The 14,659-nt window shown below is 62.2% G+C and carries 14 protein-coding genes and 1 pseudogene; 7 read left to right on the plus strand and 8 right to left on the minus strand.

All coding sequences use genetic code 11. The features are described from left to right. Window positions 1-17 precede the first annotated feature (17 nt). Both IVB18_RS50910 and IVB18_RS50915 read left to right on the plus strand, forming a co-directional pair. Window positions 18-278, plus strand: a complete 261-nt coding sequence (locus tag IVB18_RS50910; RefSeq protein WP_247992027.1) for a WGR domain-containing protein — start codon at window positions 18-20, stop codon at window positions 276-278. 105 nt (window positions 279-383) lie between these two features. Continuing rightward, window positions 384-655, plus strand: a pseudogene (locus tag IVB18_RS50915) (HU family DNA-binding protein). Window positions 656-673: 18 nt separating this feature from the next. Here the strand turns inward: IVB18_RS50915 and IVB18_RS50920 are convergent. The 7 genes from IVB18_RS50920 to IVB18_RS50950 all read right to left on the minus strand — a co-directional run bounded on the left by IVB18_RS50920 (window position 674) and on the right by IVB18_RS50950 (window position 9,222). Beyond that, window positions 674-817: a hypothetical protein gene (locus IVB18_RS50920; RefSeq protein WP_247992028.1), complete on the minus strand. Its 144-nt coding sequence runs from the start codon at window positions 815-817 to the stop codon at window positions 674-676. A 63-nt stretch (window positions 818-880) separates the two neighbouring features. Next, window positions 881-1,192 carry a DUF736 domain-containing protein gene (locus tag IVB18_RS50925; RefSeq protein ID WP_108523387.1) on the minus strand — a complete coding sequence of 104 codons (312 nt, stop codon included), beginning with the start codon at window positions 1,190-1,192 and terminating at the stop codon, window positions 881-883. A gap of 670 nt (window positions 1,193-1,862) precedes the next feature. Continuing rightward, window positions 1,863-2,282, minus strand: coding sequence for a hypothetical protein (locus IVB18_RS50930; protein ID WP_247992029.1), 420 nt, complete (start codon window positions 2,280-2,282; stop codon window positions 1,863-1,865). Window positions 2,283-2,390: 108 nt separating this feature from the next. After that, window positions 2,391-3,623, minus strand: coding sequence for a plasmid replication protein RepC (gene repC / locus IVB18_RS50935; protein ID WP_247992030.1), 1,233 nt, complete (start codon window positions 3,621-3,623; stop codon window positions 2,391-2,393). A gap of 198 nt (window positions 3,624-3,821) precedes the next feature. Next, the gene (gene repB / locus IVB18_RS50940) at window positions 3,822-4,841 is read right to left on the minus strand and encodes a plasmid partitioning protein RepB (RefSeq protein WP_247992031.1); all 1,020 of its coding nucleotides are present in this window, start codon (window positions 4,839-4,841) and stop codon (window positions 3,822-3,824) included. Continuing rightward, the gene (gene repA, locus IVB18_RS50945; RefSeq protein ID WP_247992032.1) at window positions 4,838-6,052 is read right to left on the minus strand and encodes a plasmid partitioning protein RepA; all 1,215 of its coding nucleotides are present in this window, start codon (window positions 6,050-6,052) and stop codon (window positions 4,838-4,840) included. The genes repB and repA overlap by 4 nt, the downstream gene beginning before the upstream one ends. 1,445 nt (window positions 6,053-7,497) lie before the next feature. After that, a complete protein-coding gene (locus tag IVB18_RS50950) occupies window positions 7,498-9,222 on the minus strand; it encodes an IS1634 family transposase (protein WP_247983724.1) in 1,725 nt (574 codons plus the stop codon). A 496-nt stretch (window positions 9,223-9,718) separates the two neighbouring features. Here IVB18_RS50950 and IVB18_RS50955 point away from each other — a divergent pair, with 496 nt between their 5' ends. The 5 genes from IVB18_RS50955 to IVB18_RS50975 all read left to right on the plus strand — a co-directional run bounded on the left by IVB18_RS50955 (window position 9,719) and on the right by IVB18_RS50975 (window position 13,853). Further along, window positions 9,719-9,964 carry a type II toxin-antitoxin system VapB family antitoxin gene (locus IVB18_RS50955; protein ID WP_247992033.1) on the plus strand — a complete coding sequence of 82 codons (246 nt, stop codon included), beginning with the start codon at window positions 9,719-9,721 and terminating at the stop codon, window positions 9,962-9,964. Further along, window positions 9,964-10,359 carry a type II toxin-antitoxin system VapC family toxin gene (locus IVB18_RS50960; protein ID WP_247992034.1) on the plus strand — a complete coding sequence of 132 codons (396 nt, stop codon included), beginning with the start codon at window positions 9,964-9,966 and terminating at the stop codon, window positions 10,357-10,359. The genes IVB18_RS50955 and IVB18_RS50960 overlap by 1 nt, the downstream gene beginning before the upstream one ends. Window positions 10,360-10,822: 463 nt before the next feature. Then, complete coding sequence (locus IVB18_RS50965; protein WP_247992035.1) at window positions 10,823-12,004, plus strand: RHE_PE00001 family protein; 1,182 nt, start codon at window positions 10,823-10,825, stop codon at window positions 12,002-12,004. A 207-nt stretch (window positions 12,005-12,211) separates the two neighbouring features. Continuing rightward, window positions 12,212-12,805: a DUF6088 family protein gene (locus tag IVB18_RS50970; RefSeq protein WP_247992036.1), complete on the plus strand. Its 594-nt coding sequence runs from the start codon at window positions 12,212-12,214 to the stop codon at window positions 12,803-12,805. Continuing rightward, window positions 12,798-13,853: a nucleotidyl transferase AbiEii/AbiGii toxin family protein gene (locus IVB18_RS50975; RefSeq protein WP_247992037.1), complete on the plus strand. Its 1,056-nt coding sequence runs from the start codon at window positions 12,798-12,800 to the stop codon at window positions 13,851-13,853. The genes IVB18_RS50970 and IVB18_RS50975 overlap by 8 nt, the downstream gene beginning before the upstream one ends. Window positions 13,854-13,988: 135 nt before the next feature. Here IVB18_RS50975 and IVB18_RS50980 read toward each other — a convergent pair whose 3' ends face one another. Then, window positions 13,989-14,300 carry a DUF736 domain-containing protein gene (locus IVB18_RS50980; RefSeq protein ID WP_247992038.1) on the minus strand — a complete coding sequence of 104 codons (312 nt, stop codon included), beginning with the start codon at window positions 14,298-14,300 and terminating at the stop codon, window positions 13,989-13,991. Between the last annotated feature and the right edge of the window lie 359 nt (window positions 14,301-14,659).

Below are 14,659 nucleotides of genomic sequence, written 5' to 3' on the forward strand. Positions count from 1 at the left end.
GAAGCGAGAATCTGTCCGTGCCGAACCCCGAACCAGAACCGCTTCATCTGCGCCGCATCGATGCCGCCCACAATATGCGGCGGTTTTATGCGCTGTCCACGCAGCCCACCTTGTTCGGAGAAATGTCGGTGATCCGCAATTGGGGCCGGATCGGCACGAGTGGCAAGACCATGGTGCAGACCTTCGATGGTAGTGCGGAGGCGATCGAAGCATTCGTATGCCTGGAGCGTGCCAAGCGGAGGCGCGGTTACGCTGTCGCGGACGAAAAACCGTCTTAATCTGACAATTTTTCGAAGATTACGGCTCTGCCTGCGATGCCGGCTCTATCTGTTCCACGGCCTTGATGCCAGACGAGCAAAATCGAAACAAGACGGACTCGTCCCATGACAACTGCCAATGAGATCGCCGAAAAGATTGTAGCCGAGAACGACCTGACAAAGGCTCAGGCGAAAACCATCGTCGATAGCGTTTTCAAGGCGAGCGCTGATGCGGCCGTGAGCGGAGCCGAGACGAGCCTTCCCGGGTTCGGCAAGTTCAAAGTCAGACCGGCGCAACGATTACGATCGCAGCTTCCAGGAAGCTGACATTTACGCCTGCCAAAGCCATCAAGGATGGTCTCAACGGAGGAGCGGACCGTAACGACGGTGCATCGTAAGACGCAAGACGAGGGGGCTTATGCCCCCTCCTCGGCCGCGAGCGCTTCGTTGCGTTGGCAGATGAGTTCGGCCAGTTCGACTTCGAGCGCCTTGCGCTCCGCCGGCGTGAACACGCATTCGCGCAGCTCGGCGCGCAATTCTTCAATGGTGTCGACGGTCATGATCGCATCTCCGGTAGAAGGGAAGCAGGCCCCGCCTTGCGACGGAGCCCGTTGGCTGGAGCTTCAATCCCGGTTCGGCCGGGACCAGATCAGTTGGAGGCCTTCCGCGCCTTCGACCTCGATCAGAGTGGCGTAGATCGGAGCGGGGAAGCTCGGATCGTCCAGTTTGACGGAGAGGTAGTCGCGCTCGGTGTCCTTGGCGGTCTTCTGCCAGGCGGCGCCCAACTCGACGTTGCCAGAGTAGATGCGGAAGTGCGGTCCCTTGTCGGAAGGGTTGTCGACGCGGATCAGCTTGGCCTTGACGTTGAGGTTGAGCGTCTTGATCGCGCCGGAGAAGCCATTGCCCGTGGACGTGAAGGTGCCGATGGTAGCCATTGTCTCATTCCCTTGGTTTTCTCGGGCCGCGCCTATCGCGACCTCGATGGCGGTCGTGAGACCGGAGGCGATCGACCTGCACCCAAAGGGCCGAAATGAAATGGAGGGCGGCCGGCAGCGACTTTCTTGGACCGCGAGGAATGGTGCGGAGCGCCAGGGGAAGAAAGTCGAGAACGGACGTTGCAGGGACAAGATCGAGAGCCCGCGAAGCGGGATCGGCCTTCGGTCAGACCAGCCTTTATCGAGGACGCTGATGGGTGCGCCCGTCGCGAAAACACATGGAATGAAGACAGGCGGCCCTAATCCGCTCGGCCATTCGGATCTCAGGCAACGGTCGTGGCAGCAAAATGCGGCTCACTTCAAGTAGGCGCACCTAGACGGTGCGATCATCACCTGCAATGGAGGTCGTTGCCGTCAGCAATCTCGGCGCACCTGTCGAAGTCGCCATCGCAATCGATAACGAGGCATGCACGACGTAACCGCCGTGTGGATGCAATCTCGCCCGCCGCGTCCACGCGACCACCCTGCGCGGCGCCAAGAGATCCTAGCGTCGGCGCACATGCTGGCCGCCGACTCGGTCGCCAGAGCATGGATAACCATGGTGATGATGCGGAGCTCGCGTTAGTACAGGCTCACCCTGCAGCATGAACCGCACTGGCGCACGCGCGCGTCATCGCCTACGCCGCGCGATCTCGTCAGCGACCAAGCCCTCCGCCCGCACCAGCCGCTCATGCAGGGTCTCGAACATATCGAGGATGTCATCATTGGGTTCATTCTTGCCCTGCTCGATCGCTTCGGCGACGAGTTCATCGAGGGGCATCTCCTTCAATTGGCCTTTCTCCAGAAGCTCTTCAAAAAGACTATCGCTGCTCGGCTGCGGTTGGATACGACCGTCGGAGTTGCACCAGACGGTGAATGTCTGTTGTTCCAGAACGGCGTGCTCGACCATCTCCGCATCCAACGGAATCAGCGTCCCCCAGGCCTCGCCCGCCTCGTCCGCGAACCCCGCCACGTACATCCGCTGCTCCGCGGCGCCTTCATCACGAGGCTGGAAAAACGGCGTGAGGATGATTGGAGCGTGGTTTGCCATGACGATCTCTCCGAACGGCTTTGCGTCGACACAGCGCAGAAGCCGGGTCAGTGCGGGTATTTGCGATCACACGAAAAAGGCAAGGTCTGGGAACGGCGCCTCATCGCCTCACGCCCGCTGCTTATCTCGCCGGCGAGAATTGATCTGCGCCATCAGGATCGGGCCAAGCGAAAATTCGCCGACCTCGGCTTTTCGCGTCAAACCGCGCAGATAACCGCCGGCGGAATTGATCGCCGTCCCGCGCTGCAGGATACACGCGACGACGATGGCTGCGGGCACCTCGCCCATAACCTTTTGCGCCTCCTCCCAGGCGCTCGGGCTGATCCCCAGCATCGATCGCACAACGGCCGCTGTGGCCAGGAAATCGCGCCAGTTCGAAATCCCACCCTTCGCATAATCGACGATGTCCGGGCAGGCACTCAGGACCATTCCTAACGGATACGACCCCTCCCCGACTCGCGGGGGTTGAGGTTTGGGCTCAGCTCCCGCCGCCCTGCCTTCTCGAAAGACAGGTTCAAGATCAATAGGGGCGTCTGGTTTTGAATTCTGTATGTGGCGCTCAGAATGGGACTCATTGGCGCTCGGATTCTTGGATTTGATGTGTTCTTCCAGAAGATTGAGCACGTCGTCGGCGAGCTGAGACAACTCGTCGGCGATCGGCTCGAGCTCCTGGCGCGTAGCCGTGCGCGGAATCTGATCGACGATCGCGCGGAAGGCAGCGTGCACGACCTGCCAATCGGCAGGCCCCTGCCCTCCCCTTCGCGTCGGGACGGCTTCCTCGATGCCAGTTGCAATCATCTTCGCGATGTCGCGCCGGCACAGCGTGATGCGCTCTCGTACGAGCCTGAGTGCGCGGGCCTCGGCTTCGATATCGGCCGCCAGGCTCTCGAACTCCTCCGAGCGCACGACGAGCGGCGACAGATCGAAGCCGAAGGCGAACTCGATTTCGCCCGCATTGTCCTTCCGCGCATAGCGCTTGCCATTCGGACTGTCGCGCCGAACGATCAGGCCCGCGTCGACCAGCACAGCAAGGTGACGACGAAGCGTCGATGCCGGCATGCCGTGCGCCCGCCGGGTGAGTTGATGGTTTGACGGAAAAACAATCAGATCATCCTCCCCGGTGAGCGCGGTTTCGGGATGGAAGGTCAGCAGCGCGTTTAGTACCGAGAGCGAGCGCTCCGACACGCCAAGGCGCGGCCGTGCCGTGCAGATGGCGTGGAAGATCTTCCACTTGTGCACGATCTTTTCGGGAGGACGTTCGGTTGCGACCATCTGGCTTGCCACATGGGCAAGCGTCAGCGATCGCCGCCCAAAGGGCGTCGTTGGAGAGTGTGACTGCATGTCTTTGCCTCAGCTGGGCAAAGAAAACCTGCTCGCCGAAACGGCGATTAAAATCGCGTAGAAACTCTTGACTGCGATTCGCGAAAGTGATTCTCTGTCAGTCGCCAAACTTGAAGAGAGGGCTTCCGGAACTCCGTTTCGGGGGCCTTTTTTCTTTTCCCTCGTCTGCTCCTTGTTCGTGTTTACGGGACGAGGCGATTAGGCCTCGGTAGTTTCCTGACCGCCGCTCGTCTTGGAAAAGGCGTCGAACAGGGTCGGGAGTTGGTCGACAAGAAATGCCGCGAATGCGGCCGGAATATTCTTGGCGACGGTGAGCTTCAGTTCGCGCTCGGCGTGACGGACGTGCGCAATCTCCTCACCGGATGCAGACAAAACTGGCTTCTCTTCTGTCGGCTTTGATGTCCCCGCGGGGGATGGACGGCTCGCGGCCGAAAATGCTGCGAGAAATCGAGCGTCGGTTTCCCGCTCTGCAAATTTCGGTTCAACGATCGCCGCTCTCACACGTTTGAGCGCTGCGGCATCCTTGATTAGTTCAGCGAACGACTGCCAGCGGCCGCGGCCAACTTTCGGAGCCTTCCCGATGGCTTGGATAACGTCGGTTGGAACCGATCGAGCGACGGCAAGAAGCTTCGAGGCCTCCGCTCTATCGATCGACAACGCATCTTGCACGACTGACCGGCTATGCCCGGCATCTTCGATATGCATCGCAAAGGTAGCGCGCTCAATGAAACTCAAATCTTCGCGTGGTGCGTTCTCGAGTCCTTGAGCCACGACAAGGGCTTCATCTGACAGTGATCGCAGGATTGCCTTGACGGGAATGCCCAATTCGCGCGTGGCGCGAACGCGGCGATGTCCATAGGCGCTCTGGTAGCGCCCTTTTGCTTCGGGATGCTCCCGAACGAGAATGGGCACCTCTTGGCCACGTTGTGCGATTGAGTGTTTAAGTGCCTCGAACGAGCTATCATCATTGTCACGAAACCGGTCGGACAGGGGTGACGGATCAATAAGCGAAGGGTCGATTTCAAGGATCACAGCGCCAGACGCAATTCTTTCGCGAAGCTCCTCGTTCTCTTTCTCGACTTCGGAAAAAGAATCCTTCAACGAGCGGACCGAGCCCGACGAGACCCGCGGCAAGGCGCCGGGCACGTTGTCAGCTGACAACGCGCTAGATTGCGGGGCCGTGAAAAGGCTCTTGATGGTGTCAGTACGTTTGCTCATCGACCCCACACCTTCTTGAGAAGTTGCGCAACTTCGGCATTGACCGCGTCGACTGATTCAAGTGCCCGGTCGTAGGCGCCTCGCCCCACTGTGCCGCGCTCCAGCTCATAAAGTGACTGCTTGGTGAGACCGGCATTGGCGATTGCAGTCGATTTCCAAACGGTGGCTTGGAGCACATCCGATCCAAAGAGGTTACGAAGGAGGGCAACGATTTGAGCTTCGGGCACGTCGTTGGGATCGTGACGCGTGATGACATACCGGATGAAATCGTGATCCAGTCGGCCGCCAGCTTCCTCGATGACGGACATGAGATCCGACGTCATGAGGAGAAATTGGCTCATCGATGCGACATCGACCATCTGCGGATGGATGGTCACGAGCATCGCGGTGGCCGCGTTTAGCGCGCCCATGGTCAAGTAACCAAGTTGGGGTGGGCAGTCGATAACAACGACGTCGTAGTCGTCGGCAACCTGGTCGATGGCGCTGGCGACGCGGCGAAAGAACAGGTCGTGTCCGCGTTCACGCCGCTCGATCATTGCGCGAGGCGTATGGTGCTCGAACTCCATAAGCTCGAGATTGCCTGGAACGAGACCTATCCCGTCAAAGTAGGTCTTCCGGACAATCTCGCGCATTGGCCGGCGGTGCTCGTCATATCGGATGGCACCGTAGAGGGTTTCATTCGCCCCAATATCAAACTCGGGTTGGTACCCGAACATCGCGGAAAGCGAGGCTTGCGGATCGAGGTCAATCGCAAGGACCCGAAAGCCGGCAAGGGCGAGATATTGTGAAAGATATAATGCCGTCGTCGTCTTGGCGGAGCCGCCCTTGAAGTTTGCGACGGTGATAATTTGGAGCTTGTCGCCCGGCTGGCGGCGCGGGAGAAATTCCAACGCTTCTCGAGGGCGCGCGCTGGCTAGGTACCCGCGCAACTCATGAATCTGGGCCAGAGTGTAAGATCGACGCCCCCCAGGGCCAGTCGCTGGGTTCGGTCCAAGGCCGTCGAGAGAGAGCTGTCGTAGATACCCGTCGGACACGCGTGCAATTCGCGCAACCTCCCCTGAGGTGAACGAGCGAAGAGACTTACTGGCTGAAGGCGGGAAAAGCGTTGTAGCTAGCGAGCGAAGCTGGCCGGAAAGGATGCCGGCGTGCCGGGTGATCCGGGCAGACGCAGTCTCGCTCATGGTAAGTGAATCTTCCGCTAAGCTCGGCATTTGCTTTCTCAAGACGGTTTCTGCGCGTCAGACGCCTGATCTCCGTCTTGAGAGATGGCCACGATTCTATGATTTGAGCAAGAATTAAAGGGTTAACGAGTTGTTAACGCTTAATGGCGCGCTGACGACAAGCAACGGCATTTTTCGGTGCATCGTGTGGCTGTTGTCAGCTGACAACAAAGCCTCCAGCGACCGGGCGGAACTCTACTATAGCATGAGTCGGCGAACCCCACGCCTCCCACCGCTGCACCGAAGGTGCTGCCATTGTGCATCGTCTCGATCAAGGAGACGCCCGCGCGCAGCTCCGCAAAGTGCTCCGATTCCCCCCGCCTCTACTCTTGCCAGCGGGCCGCCGCGCGACGATACGATACCTCCGAAGTCCGCTACAGCCGTTCGCCCAACGGCGCGGCCAGCGGTCCGATGAGAAGTACCCCTGCCCGCCTCGTCCGCGGACACAGGCGTTTCAGCGCCCAGGTGGGACGCGCGAAGAGCCGGCAACGTCGGCCCACTCGCCCGGGCCGTCACGGAGTGAATCGAGCGATGCCGCGCCCCTTCGCTGTACTGCCGCCCGGGGCAAACGCGGGCCGACAGTCCGGATCTGCTGGAGATGTTCGTCCCGAACGGGGTGGCTAGCAGATATCCGCGGTGTCCGTTCTTGGTACTAAAATACCGTTATCGCACCAAGGCCTTCCAAAGCTACGACGCCGACCAAACGCCTCTTGCGACGGGACTTTCCGCAACGCCGCGTTCCCCAGTGTGCCGCCCATCGGTTTATCTGGGTGCCGTCCTGTTCGTGACCGCGCCCGGATAGGCGACCTACAGTCGGTTCGCCACGTCGGCCCGGTACGCCGCGCCGAGGACTGACCTCGCCAGCCGGCCCACTTTTGATGGCCGCGAATCTTGGCGCCTGACTTTTCGGACGGCAGGCCTGAGATGCGCTTGGTTCGGCGCGAACGCACGCAGGGGAGGCGGGGCATCGCTTGCGTTGGGGATGGATGACCCGGTCGGAGGGTAGACTGACCTGGCGGTGAACTGTCCTAATCCAGTTTAACAGGACGCTCCGATACGCCCGGCGTCGGATGCCAGTCGCTCCTTTCGCTAGCTAGCAGCAAAGCCACCGAACCCGCCCTCCGGCTGATAGGACATCCGCCGAGATCGAGCTGCGAGCCACTCCGACAAAGCCAATCGGACGGACGGAGACCCGACTGGGCTCGGCGTCAGATACGAGAACCCGCAGAAGCGGTTGTTGTCAGCTGACAACAGGGGGCTTTGCCAAGGATGGATGTTGTCAGCTGACAACATCTGGCCCGTTGTCCCTAGCTCCAATTCGCAGGAACGCCCTCAAGCCAAACCACAACCTCTAAGCCGAACTTCCCCTTGAGTAGCGACGTAAGCATTTGAGCTGGCGTGTAATTCCAGCGGGCGTGACGGCGCGTCTGCCTACATTATGGGGCGATAGGAATGCCGAGCCGATTGAAGACGTCTTGTTGTAGTGGGGTTGGACTTGTGAGCATAGCGGCCGGGGCGTCCTGACCGATGCGAACGATGTTGCGTGTGAGCGTGGCGAGATCCTGCAACAGCGTTCGAAAGCTGTGCACGGGCCGGCCATCGTGGGTGTGCTTGCGATTAGCCTTGGTTCTGGCCGCGGCCGAGACTCTGGCCTTGGCGACGGGCGAGACGCGCGCGGCGTCGGCGGCCTCGCGGTCGTGATCGTCGAACAGGATCGGGGCCAGCGCGCGGCGCATGTGCCAGACGATGTAATAAGCGAGCATGCAGAGGAAGACGTGGGCGCGCACGCGGCCAGCGAGGCGATGGTGGATCGGGCGCACCTCCAGTTCGACGGTCTTGATGGTGCGGAAGGCGCGTTCGACCTGGGCCAGGCTCTTGTAGGCACGCACCGTGGCGGCGGTGTCGAGGTTCTCGGCCGGCACGTTGGTCCGTAGCACATAGAAGCCGTCGAGCGACGCTTCGTTGGCGATGGCATCCTCGATCCGACTGAAGTCGAACGAAGTGTCGGTGATGGCGAGGTGGAAGTGCTTGGCCATCTTACGCTTGCCCAGCACGGCGCCGACCTTCAGACCGATCTCATCCTCGCCGCGCAAGGGGTTGCGCTGACGCTGCACGGCGGCCTTGACGCGGGCGAGATCCTTCTCGGTCGCCGCCAGCAACTCGCCGCGCTTGCGCCGACGCTCGTCGGCCAGATCCGGGTTGCGGCACACGATCAGGCGCTCGCCGGGGAAGTCGGGGGACGTGATCTCGGCCATATCGCGATCGTCGAACAGCGACAATTGCAGCGGGCCGCCGTCCTCGGCGAGCTTGCGGATCGCCGGCGCCCGCAGAGCGGTGATCCAATCGAGCCCGGCCGGCATCAGATCGGCTTCGATACGGGCGCTGGTGATCATGCCGCGATCGCCGACCAGTACCACACGCGACAGCTTGAAGCGGGCCTTCAGTTTGTCGACTTGCGCGGCCAGCGTGCTCGGGTCGGCGGTGTTACCTTCGAACACCTCCACCGCCACCGGGCAGCCGTCGGCGGCGCACAGCAAGCCGAACACGATCTGCAGCTTGTCGGAACGACCGTCGCGGCTGTAACCATGCCGCGCCAATTCGCAATGTCGCCCCTCCAGATAGCTGGAGGTGAGATCGTAGAGCACCAGCGAGCCGTCATGCAGATGGCGCTTGGCGAGCGTCGCCTCGATCCCCGGTTGGGCCGTGCCGAGCAGGTCGAGCGCTTCGTAAAGCTCGTCCTCGTCGACGGCGCTGAGATCGAGCAGTTCGCCCAGCGAATGCGCCGCCGTCGCCTCGCTGAGCTGGCGCGCCGTGGCCAGCTTGGCGGCCGGTTCGATCACCCGTGCCACGATCAAGGCCAAAGCCAGCCTGGCCAACCGTCTGGGCTTGTCCGGGACAAGGCGATGCAGTCCGAGCTGGCGCGCCATGCCGAGCACCGCGGCCACGTGGCCGTGCGGCAGCGAGCGCTCGATCCGCAGTTGCTCGGCCGGCGAGACCAGCTCCTCGCCTTTCAGGACGCGGCGCAGCGCATCGATCTTCTCATCCGGCCAATGCGACAGGTTGGCCAGCGTGCGCGACTTGATCTTGTCGCCCTCGCGATAGCTCTCGCGCAACAGGATCGCGGGCGGTGAGTTGCGGTTGGGAATGCGGGCGACGAACATGCCGGAATCGAATCACGGAAACCTGCCATTCGCAAGCCAAAAATCATCATTTACATGCCTACAAAATCAGCCCGATCCAAACTTCTCAAATCCTCTCAACGCTCTAACAAAAATCCCGAGGGGAAGTTCGGTCTAAGGCATCAGGAGGCCTCGTCGATCCGCGCCCCGCTCAATTCACACCTAGGAAGAAAGTGGGTAGGTTCTGGGTCAAATTCGACCAGAGATGCTGACCCATTTTCATTCAGTCGGGTCGGCGCCTCGACGCCGGTCCCAACTCGCAAGAAAGCTAGGCACCGGCCATAGACTGTCTAAGGCCATGCAGCGCAGGCTCGCGGGAAACACCACAGAGAAGGGGTGGCATTCATAGAATACTAATCTAAAAATTAGGCCTCCGACGAGTTTTGCGCCGGTCAAATTTGGGGAGAATACCCGGCCTTCACGCGGTGTATCCGGATTGCTATATAAGGATACACGATACGCGCTAGAGGAGCGCCGGATGGCCTTCCATATCAAGAATCCGGAGACCGATGCACTGGCCCGCAGGGTCGCGGCACTGAAGAAAATCGGACTGACCGAGGCCGTGCATACGGCGCTCGCCCATGAACTCGAGCGCGAGCAGGGCAAGCCGTCCTTGGTCGACCTGGGCGTCCAGTTTTGTCGCGATTTGAGGGCAAAGGGCAATCCGCAGAGCGGCAAGCCTTCCGACAAAGCGTTTCGCGACAGCCTGTACGAGGACGATTGATGTTCATCGACGCCTCAGCGCTCACCGCGATGCTGACCGACGAAGACGAGGCGCGGGAGTTGCTGGCGCGCGTGCAGCAGACCACAACCCGGCTGACCTCGCCGCTGGCCGTATGGGAGGCGGCGATTGCCGTCGCCCGCGTACTCGATCTTCCGATCGCCAAGGCCGCCGAAGCGGTCGAGAGCTACCTTGCGCTGATGGAAATCAAAATGGTGAACGTGGCGCCTGAAACAGCCCGCATCGCCCTCGACGCCTTCGACCGCTATGGCAAGGGACGACATCCGGCGCGGCTCAATTTCGGAGACAGTTTCGCCTATGCCTGCGCCCGCCATCTTGGTGAACCGTTGATGTTTAAGGGTGCCGATTTTCCGCAGACCGACATCGAGGCGGCCTGACAAGTTTACGATCGGAGCGAGGCAGGCGTGGCAGAGAGGTCCTAGACGACGAGTCAAAACCAACCAATGCGCCGGCGGTCGCGCGTGACGGCACCGAACCAGCCGAGGAAGCCAGCCAAATGCCTGTGATCACAGAGCCGTTCGAACCGTCGATCTGACCGACGACGAGGACCCGCCGCGATCAAAACTAGCAAGATGGTGCTTGGCTCCACGCACTTCGCTGCGAGGTTGACGACATCTGAGAGCGATCGCGTGGTCGGCAGCGGCCGAAGGCGTCCGGAAGAGGGGAGGGAGCTGACAAGAAGTGCGTCCTCTCGATGATCTGCGGCCTGGCGGCGGTGATTTATCTGGCTCCAGGCCGTCAGAACCGCTGATTCACGGGCACCGACACCATCGATAAGGGGTGGTTATCGATAGTGAGAGGTGGCCTGGAACAGGCCTCGCTATGACGGAAGCCAAAGCCGTGTTAGCTTCTGTTTCGCTGCCTCCTGTTAAGGTTATCAAGACCTTGCCGCCCAGCTACAAAATCCCGGACCCGCTGCCCTGGGCCCAGCTCACCGGCCCGCTCGCGGCCGCCGAGGATGCGCTCGCCCGCCTCGACGAGCGGCTGGCCAAAAGCCCAATCCGCGACGGCGCGATCAGCCGGACGCACTTCGCCGACGCTTGCGCCAGTCTGTGGCTCGACGGCGAACTTGTCCACCTCGACGACCTCGTCCTCCACGACGCCGGCATGGACGTCCGCGTCCCCACCCACGAGCTGACCCGGGCTCATGCCGTGCTACGCATCCGGCGCCGTATCGCCGAGGCGAAGCCCGATTGGGCGCTGTCAGTTGCCGGGCTCGCTGGCCTCCGCGGCCGGAGCGAGCGAGAGGAGGGGACGGGCAACCGGAAGGTTGTCGAGCGAAGTCTTGGGGTCGACGAGGACGCGGAGCGGGATGAGGTGGGTTTCGAAGGGCCGCTTGGCGCCATCAACGCCGATCCCCATCTGGCCGCCGCCTTCGCCGCGGTCGACGCCGCGAACGCCAGGGCAGAGCGCAGGCTCGCCGACGAGGCTCGGTCGCGGCCGGAGCGGGATTCCCTCGTCTACGATCCCGACTGGGACGAGGACGGCCGCCTCGGCGACTGGCGCGCCGTCGTCGACGAGACCCGCACGCTGCCGCCGACCCTGGCGGCCGCGATCGCCGCGGATGCCTGGGACGCGATCGAACCGCTCGAGCACACGCCTTGGCTCGGCCGCCTGCTGGTAGCTGCCGTATTGCGCGACCGCGGCAAGACACGCTGGCATCTGCCGTGCCTGCATGCCGGGCTGAAAAGCATCTCGCGTGAGCGCCGGCGGCCGCGCGACGCCGCAGCGCGGCTCGCCGTGCAGCTCGAGGCGATGACGGCCGCGGCCGAGGCCGGCCGCAAGGACCACGACCGCTGGCTGATGACCAGAAACCTGCTCGCCCGCAAGCTCGCCGGCCGTCGCGCCACTTCAAAACTGCCAGCGCTCCTCGACTACGTGCTGACCCGGCCGATCGTCTCGGCCGGCATGATCGCGGCGGAGCTCGGGATCACACCCCGTGCCGCCCAAAACCTCGTCGCCGAGCTCGGCCTGCGCGAGGCGACCGGGCGGGGACGCTATCGGGCGTGGGGCGTCTTGTAGAGCGCGCGGAAGTCAGTGCCTCGCCGGAAGGCAGGGCAGGGCCGTACTGGATCAACTAGGGAAGCCTTGCGCACGGCCCTTCGTTAGGACGCAGGCAGACCGGCGAGCCGTGGGCCGCGACAAATGATGATTTTGAGACCCTTGAATGTCAGAAAAATATGTATTATTTTCTGACGTATGAAAGCGCCCTCAGTTCCGGACCGGATATTGAAGCGCGCCCGCGCCGGCGGGCGCGGTAGCGTCTTCACGCCGGCCGACTTTCTGGACATTGGGGGCCGCGCGGCGGTGGATCAGGCACTCTCTCGACTGGCTAAGGGCGGCAGACTGCGCCGCCTGGCGCGCGGCCTCTACGATTTCCCGAAGGTGCATCCGAAGCTTGGCCCGCTCTCGCCTGGCCCCGATGATGTCGCGCAGGCGCTTGCCCGGGAGACGGGCTCGCGGGTTCAGATCTCCGGCGCGCGCGCGGCCAACGTCCTCGGCTTGTCCATGCAGGTCCCGGCCAAAAGCACTTATTTGACCGATGGCCCGCCCCGCCGTGTCGTGCTCGGCAAGCGAACCATCGATCTGCGGCACGCTTCGCCCAAGCACTTGATCGCCCCCGGCAGCCCGGCTGGCATCGTCGTTCAAGCTCTGCGCCATCTGGGGCCGATCCGGGCAACCGACGTCGTTCAGGTCGCGATCCGTCAGTTGTCGGCGCGCGACAAGAAGATGCTCGCCGCGAGCGCTGTCCAGGCTCCTGCATGGATGCGGCCAACGCTCGTCTCCATTGCCAACACCATGTCGAGTGCGCGCGATGGATAGAGTCGCTCTCCTCGATGCCTCCGATCGCGCGGCGCTCTTCGGCGAAACCGGAGCGGCACGTGGCGTCGCCAATACCGTCATCGAGAAAGACTTCTGGGTCTGCTGGACCCTGAAGCGCCTTTTCGAGGTGCCGAACAAAGACGCGCCCACTCTGATCTTCAAGGGTGGGACGTCCTTGTCAAAGGCGTTCGGCGCGATCCGCCGTTTCTCCGAGGACATTGACCTGTCATTCGATCGCGCCGATCTCGGTTACACCGGAAATCGCGATCCCGAACAGGAAGGGATCAGCAGGAAGCAGGCCGGCAAGCTCATCGAAGATCTCGTCGCTGACGTTGCGAAGCACATTGCCGAGAAGCTGCTGCCCGCCCTTCGTGCGGCGATCGCCAAACATCTCGGTGAGCCGACAGCGGGCGAATGGTCGCTGCAGATCGACGCGAGCGATCCGCAGACCGTGAACTTCCATTATCCAACCGCGCTGAGCAAGGAGGCGTATGAAGGCATGGCCTACATCACTCCGCGGGTGAAGCTGGAGTTTGGCGCACGCGGCGATCCCTGGCCAACAGAAGACAAGACCATCCGGCCCTATGCGGCGGACGACTTTCCAGGGTTCTTCGAGGAGCCGGATTGTACCGTGACTGTGCTCTCGGCGCGGCGCACGTTCTGGGAAAAAGCCACGGCGCTGCACGCCGAGGCGCACCGTCCGAAGGACTCGCCAACGCCGCAATATTTCTCGCGGCACTACTACGACATCGCGATGCTGCTCGACACCGAGGATGGAAAGGCCGCGGCTTCCGACTTCGAGCTGCTCGGGCAGGTCGCGAAGCACAAGGCGATCTTTTTTCGCTCAGCTTGGGCCAGCTACGACACAGCACGGCCAGGGAAGTTGCAGCTGATGCCGCCGAAGGCGCGCCAGAACGACCTGCGCGCCGACTATCGCGACATGGCGCCGATGATGTTCGACGACAAGCCGCTGGACTTTGACGAAATCCTCGCGCGCATCCAGAAGCTGCAAGACACGATAAACGGGTCGACTTCAGCTTCCCAATAGCCTGCCACGCCCATAGCGGGTGGAGCGCCACGCCGCAGGATTTAAGGCGCCGCACATGGTCAGGAGCTCGTCGTTCGGGTACGGATCTTCACGCGAAGACGGCCCCGCCTTTCGGCGGGGCCGCTGCGTCGGCCGTCAATCCCGGCTGGGGCGGGACCAGATGAGCTGGAGACCTTCCTGGCCTTCCACCTCGATCAGGGTGGCGTAGATCGGAGCCGGGAAGCTCGGGTCGTCCAGCTTGACTGAGAGGTAATCGCGCTCAGTGTCCCTGGCGGTCTTCTGCCAAGCCGCTCCCAGCTCGACATTACCGGCGAAGATGCGGAAGTGCGGTCCCTTGTCGGAGGGGTTCTCGACCCGGACCAGCTTGGCTTTGGCATTGAGGGCGAGAGTGCGAACCGTGCCGGTGAAGCCGTTGCCGGTTGAGGTGAAGATGCCGATGGTCGCCATTGTCGTGTCCTTTTTCAGTTTCCCGGGCCGCGCCCATCGCGGCCTCGATGGCTGGCGACAGACCGGAGGCGGTCGACCCGCACCCCGAAGGGGCCGGCACGAAGTAAAGGGCAGCCAGGGCACGACTTTCTTGTCTTGCGCGAGGAATGGACGCGCAGCGGCCCAGGGGAAGAAAGTCGCAACCGGCTGTTGCGGGGGTAAGAGCGAGGCGGCGCTTAAGCGACGACGCCCTTCGGTCAGACATGCCAATCGAGGACGACGTGGGTGGTGCCAGAAGAAACGGCCGAGGAACACGAACTGCGATCATCGAAACCTTGACGGGGAAAGAACCCGATCACTATCACCTTACACCTGACAAT

This window comes from Bradyrhizobium sp. 186 (assembly GCF_023101685.1).
In the GTDB taxonomy this organism is placed as follows: domain Bacteria; phylum Pseudomonadota; class Alphaproteobacteria; order Rhizobiales; family Xanthobacteraceae; genus Bradyrhizobium.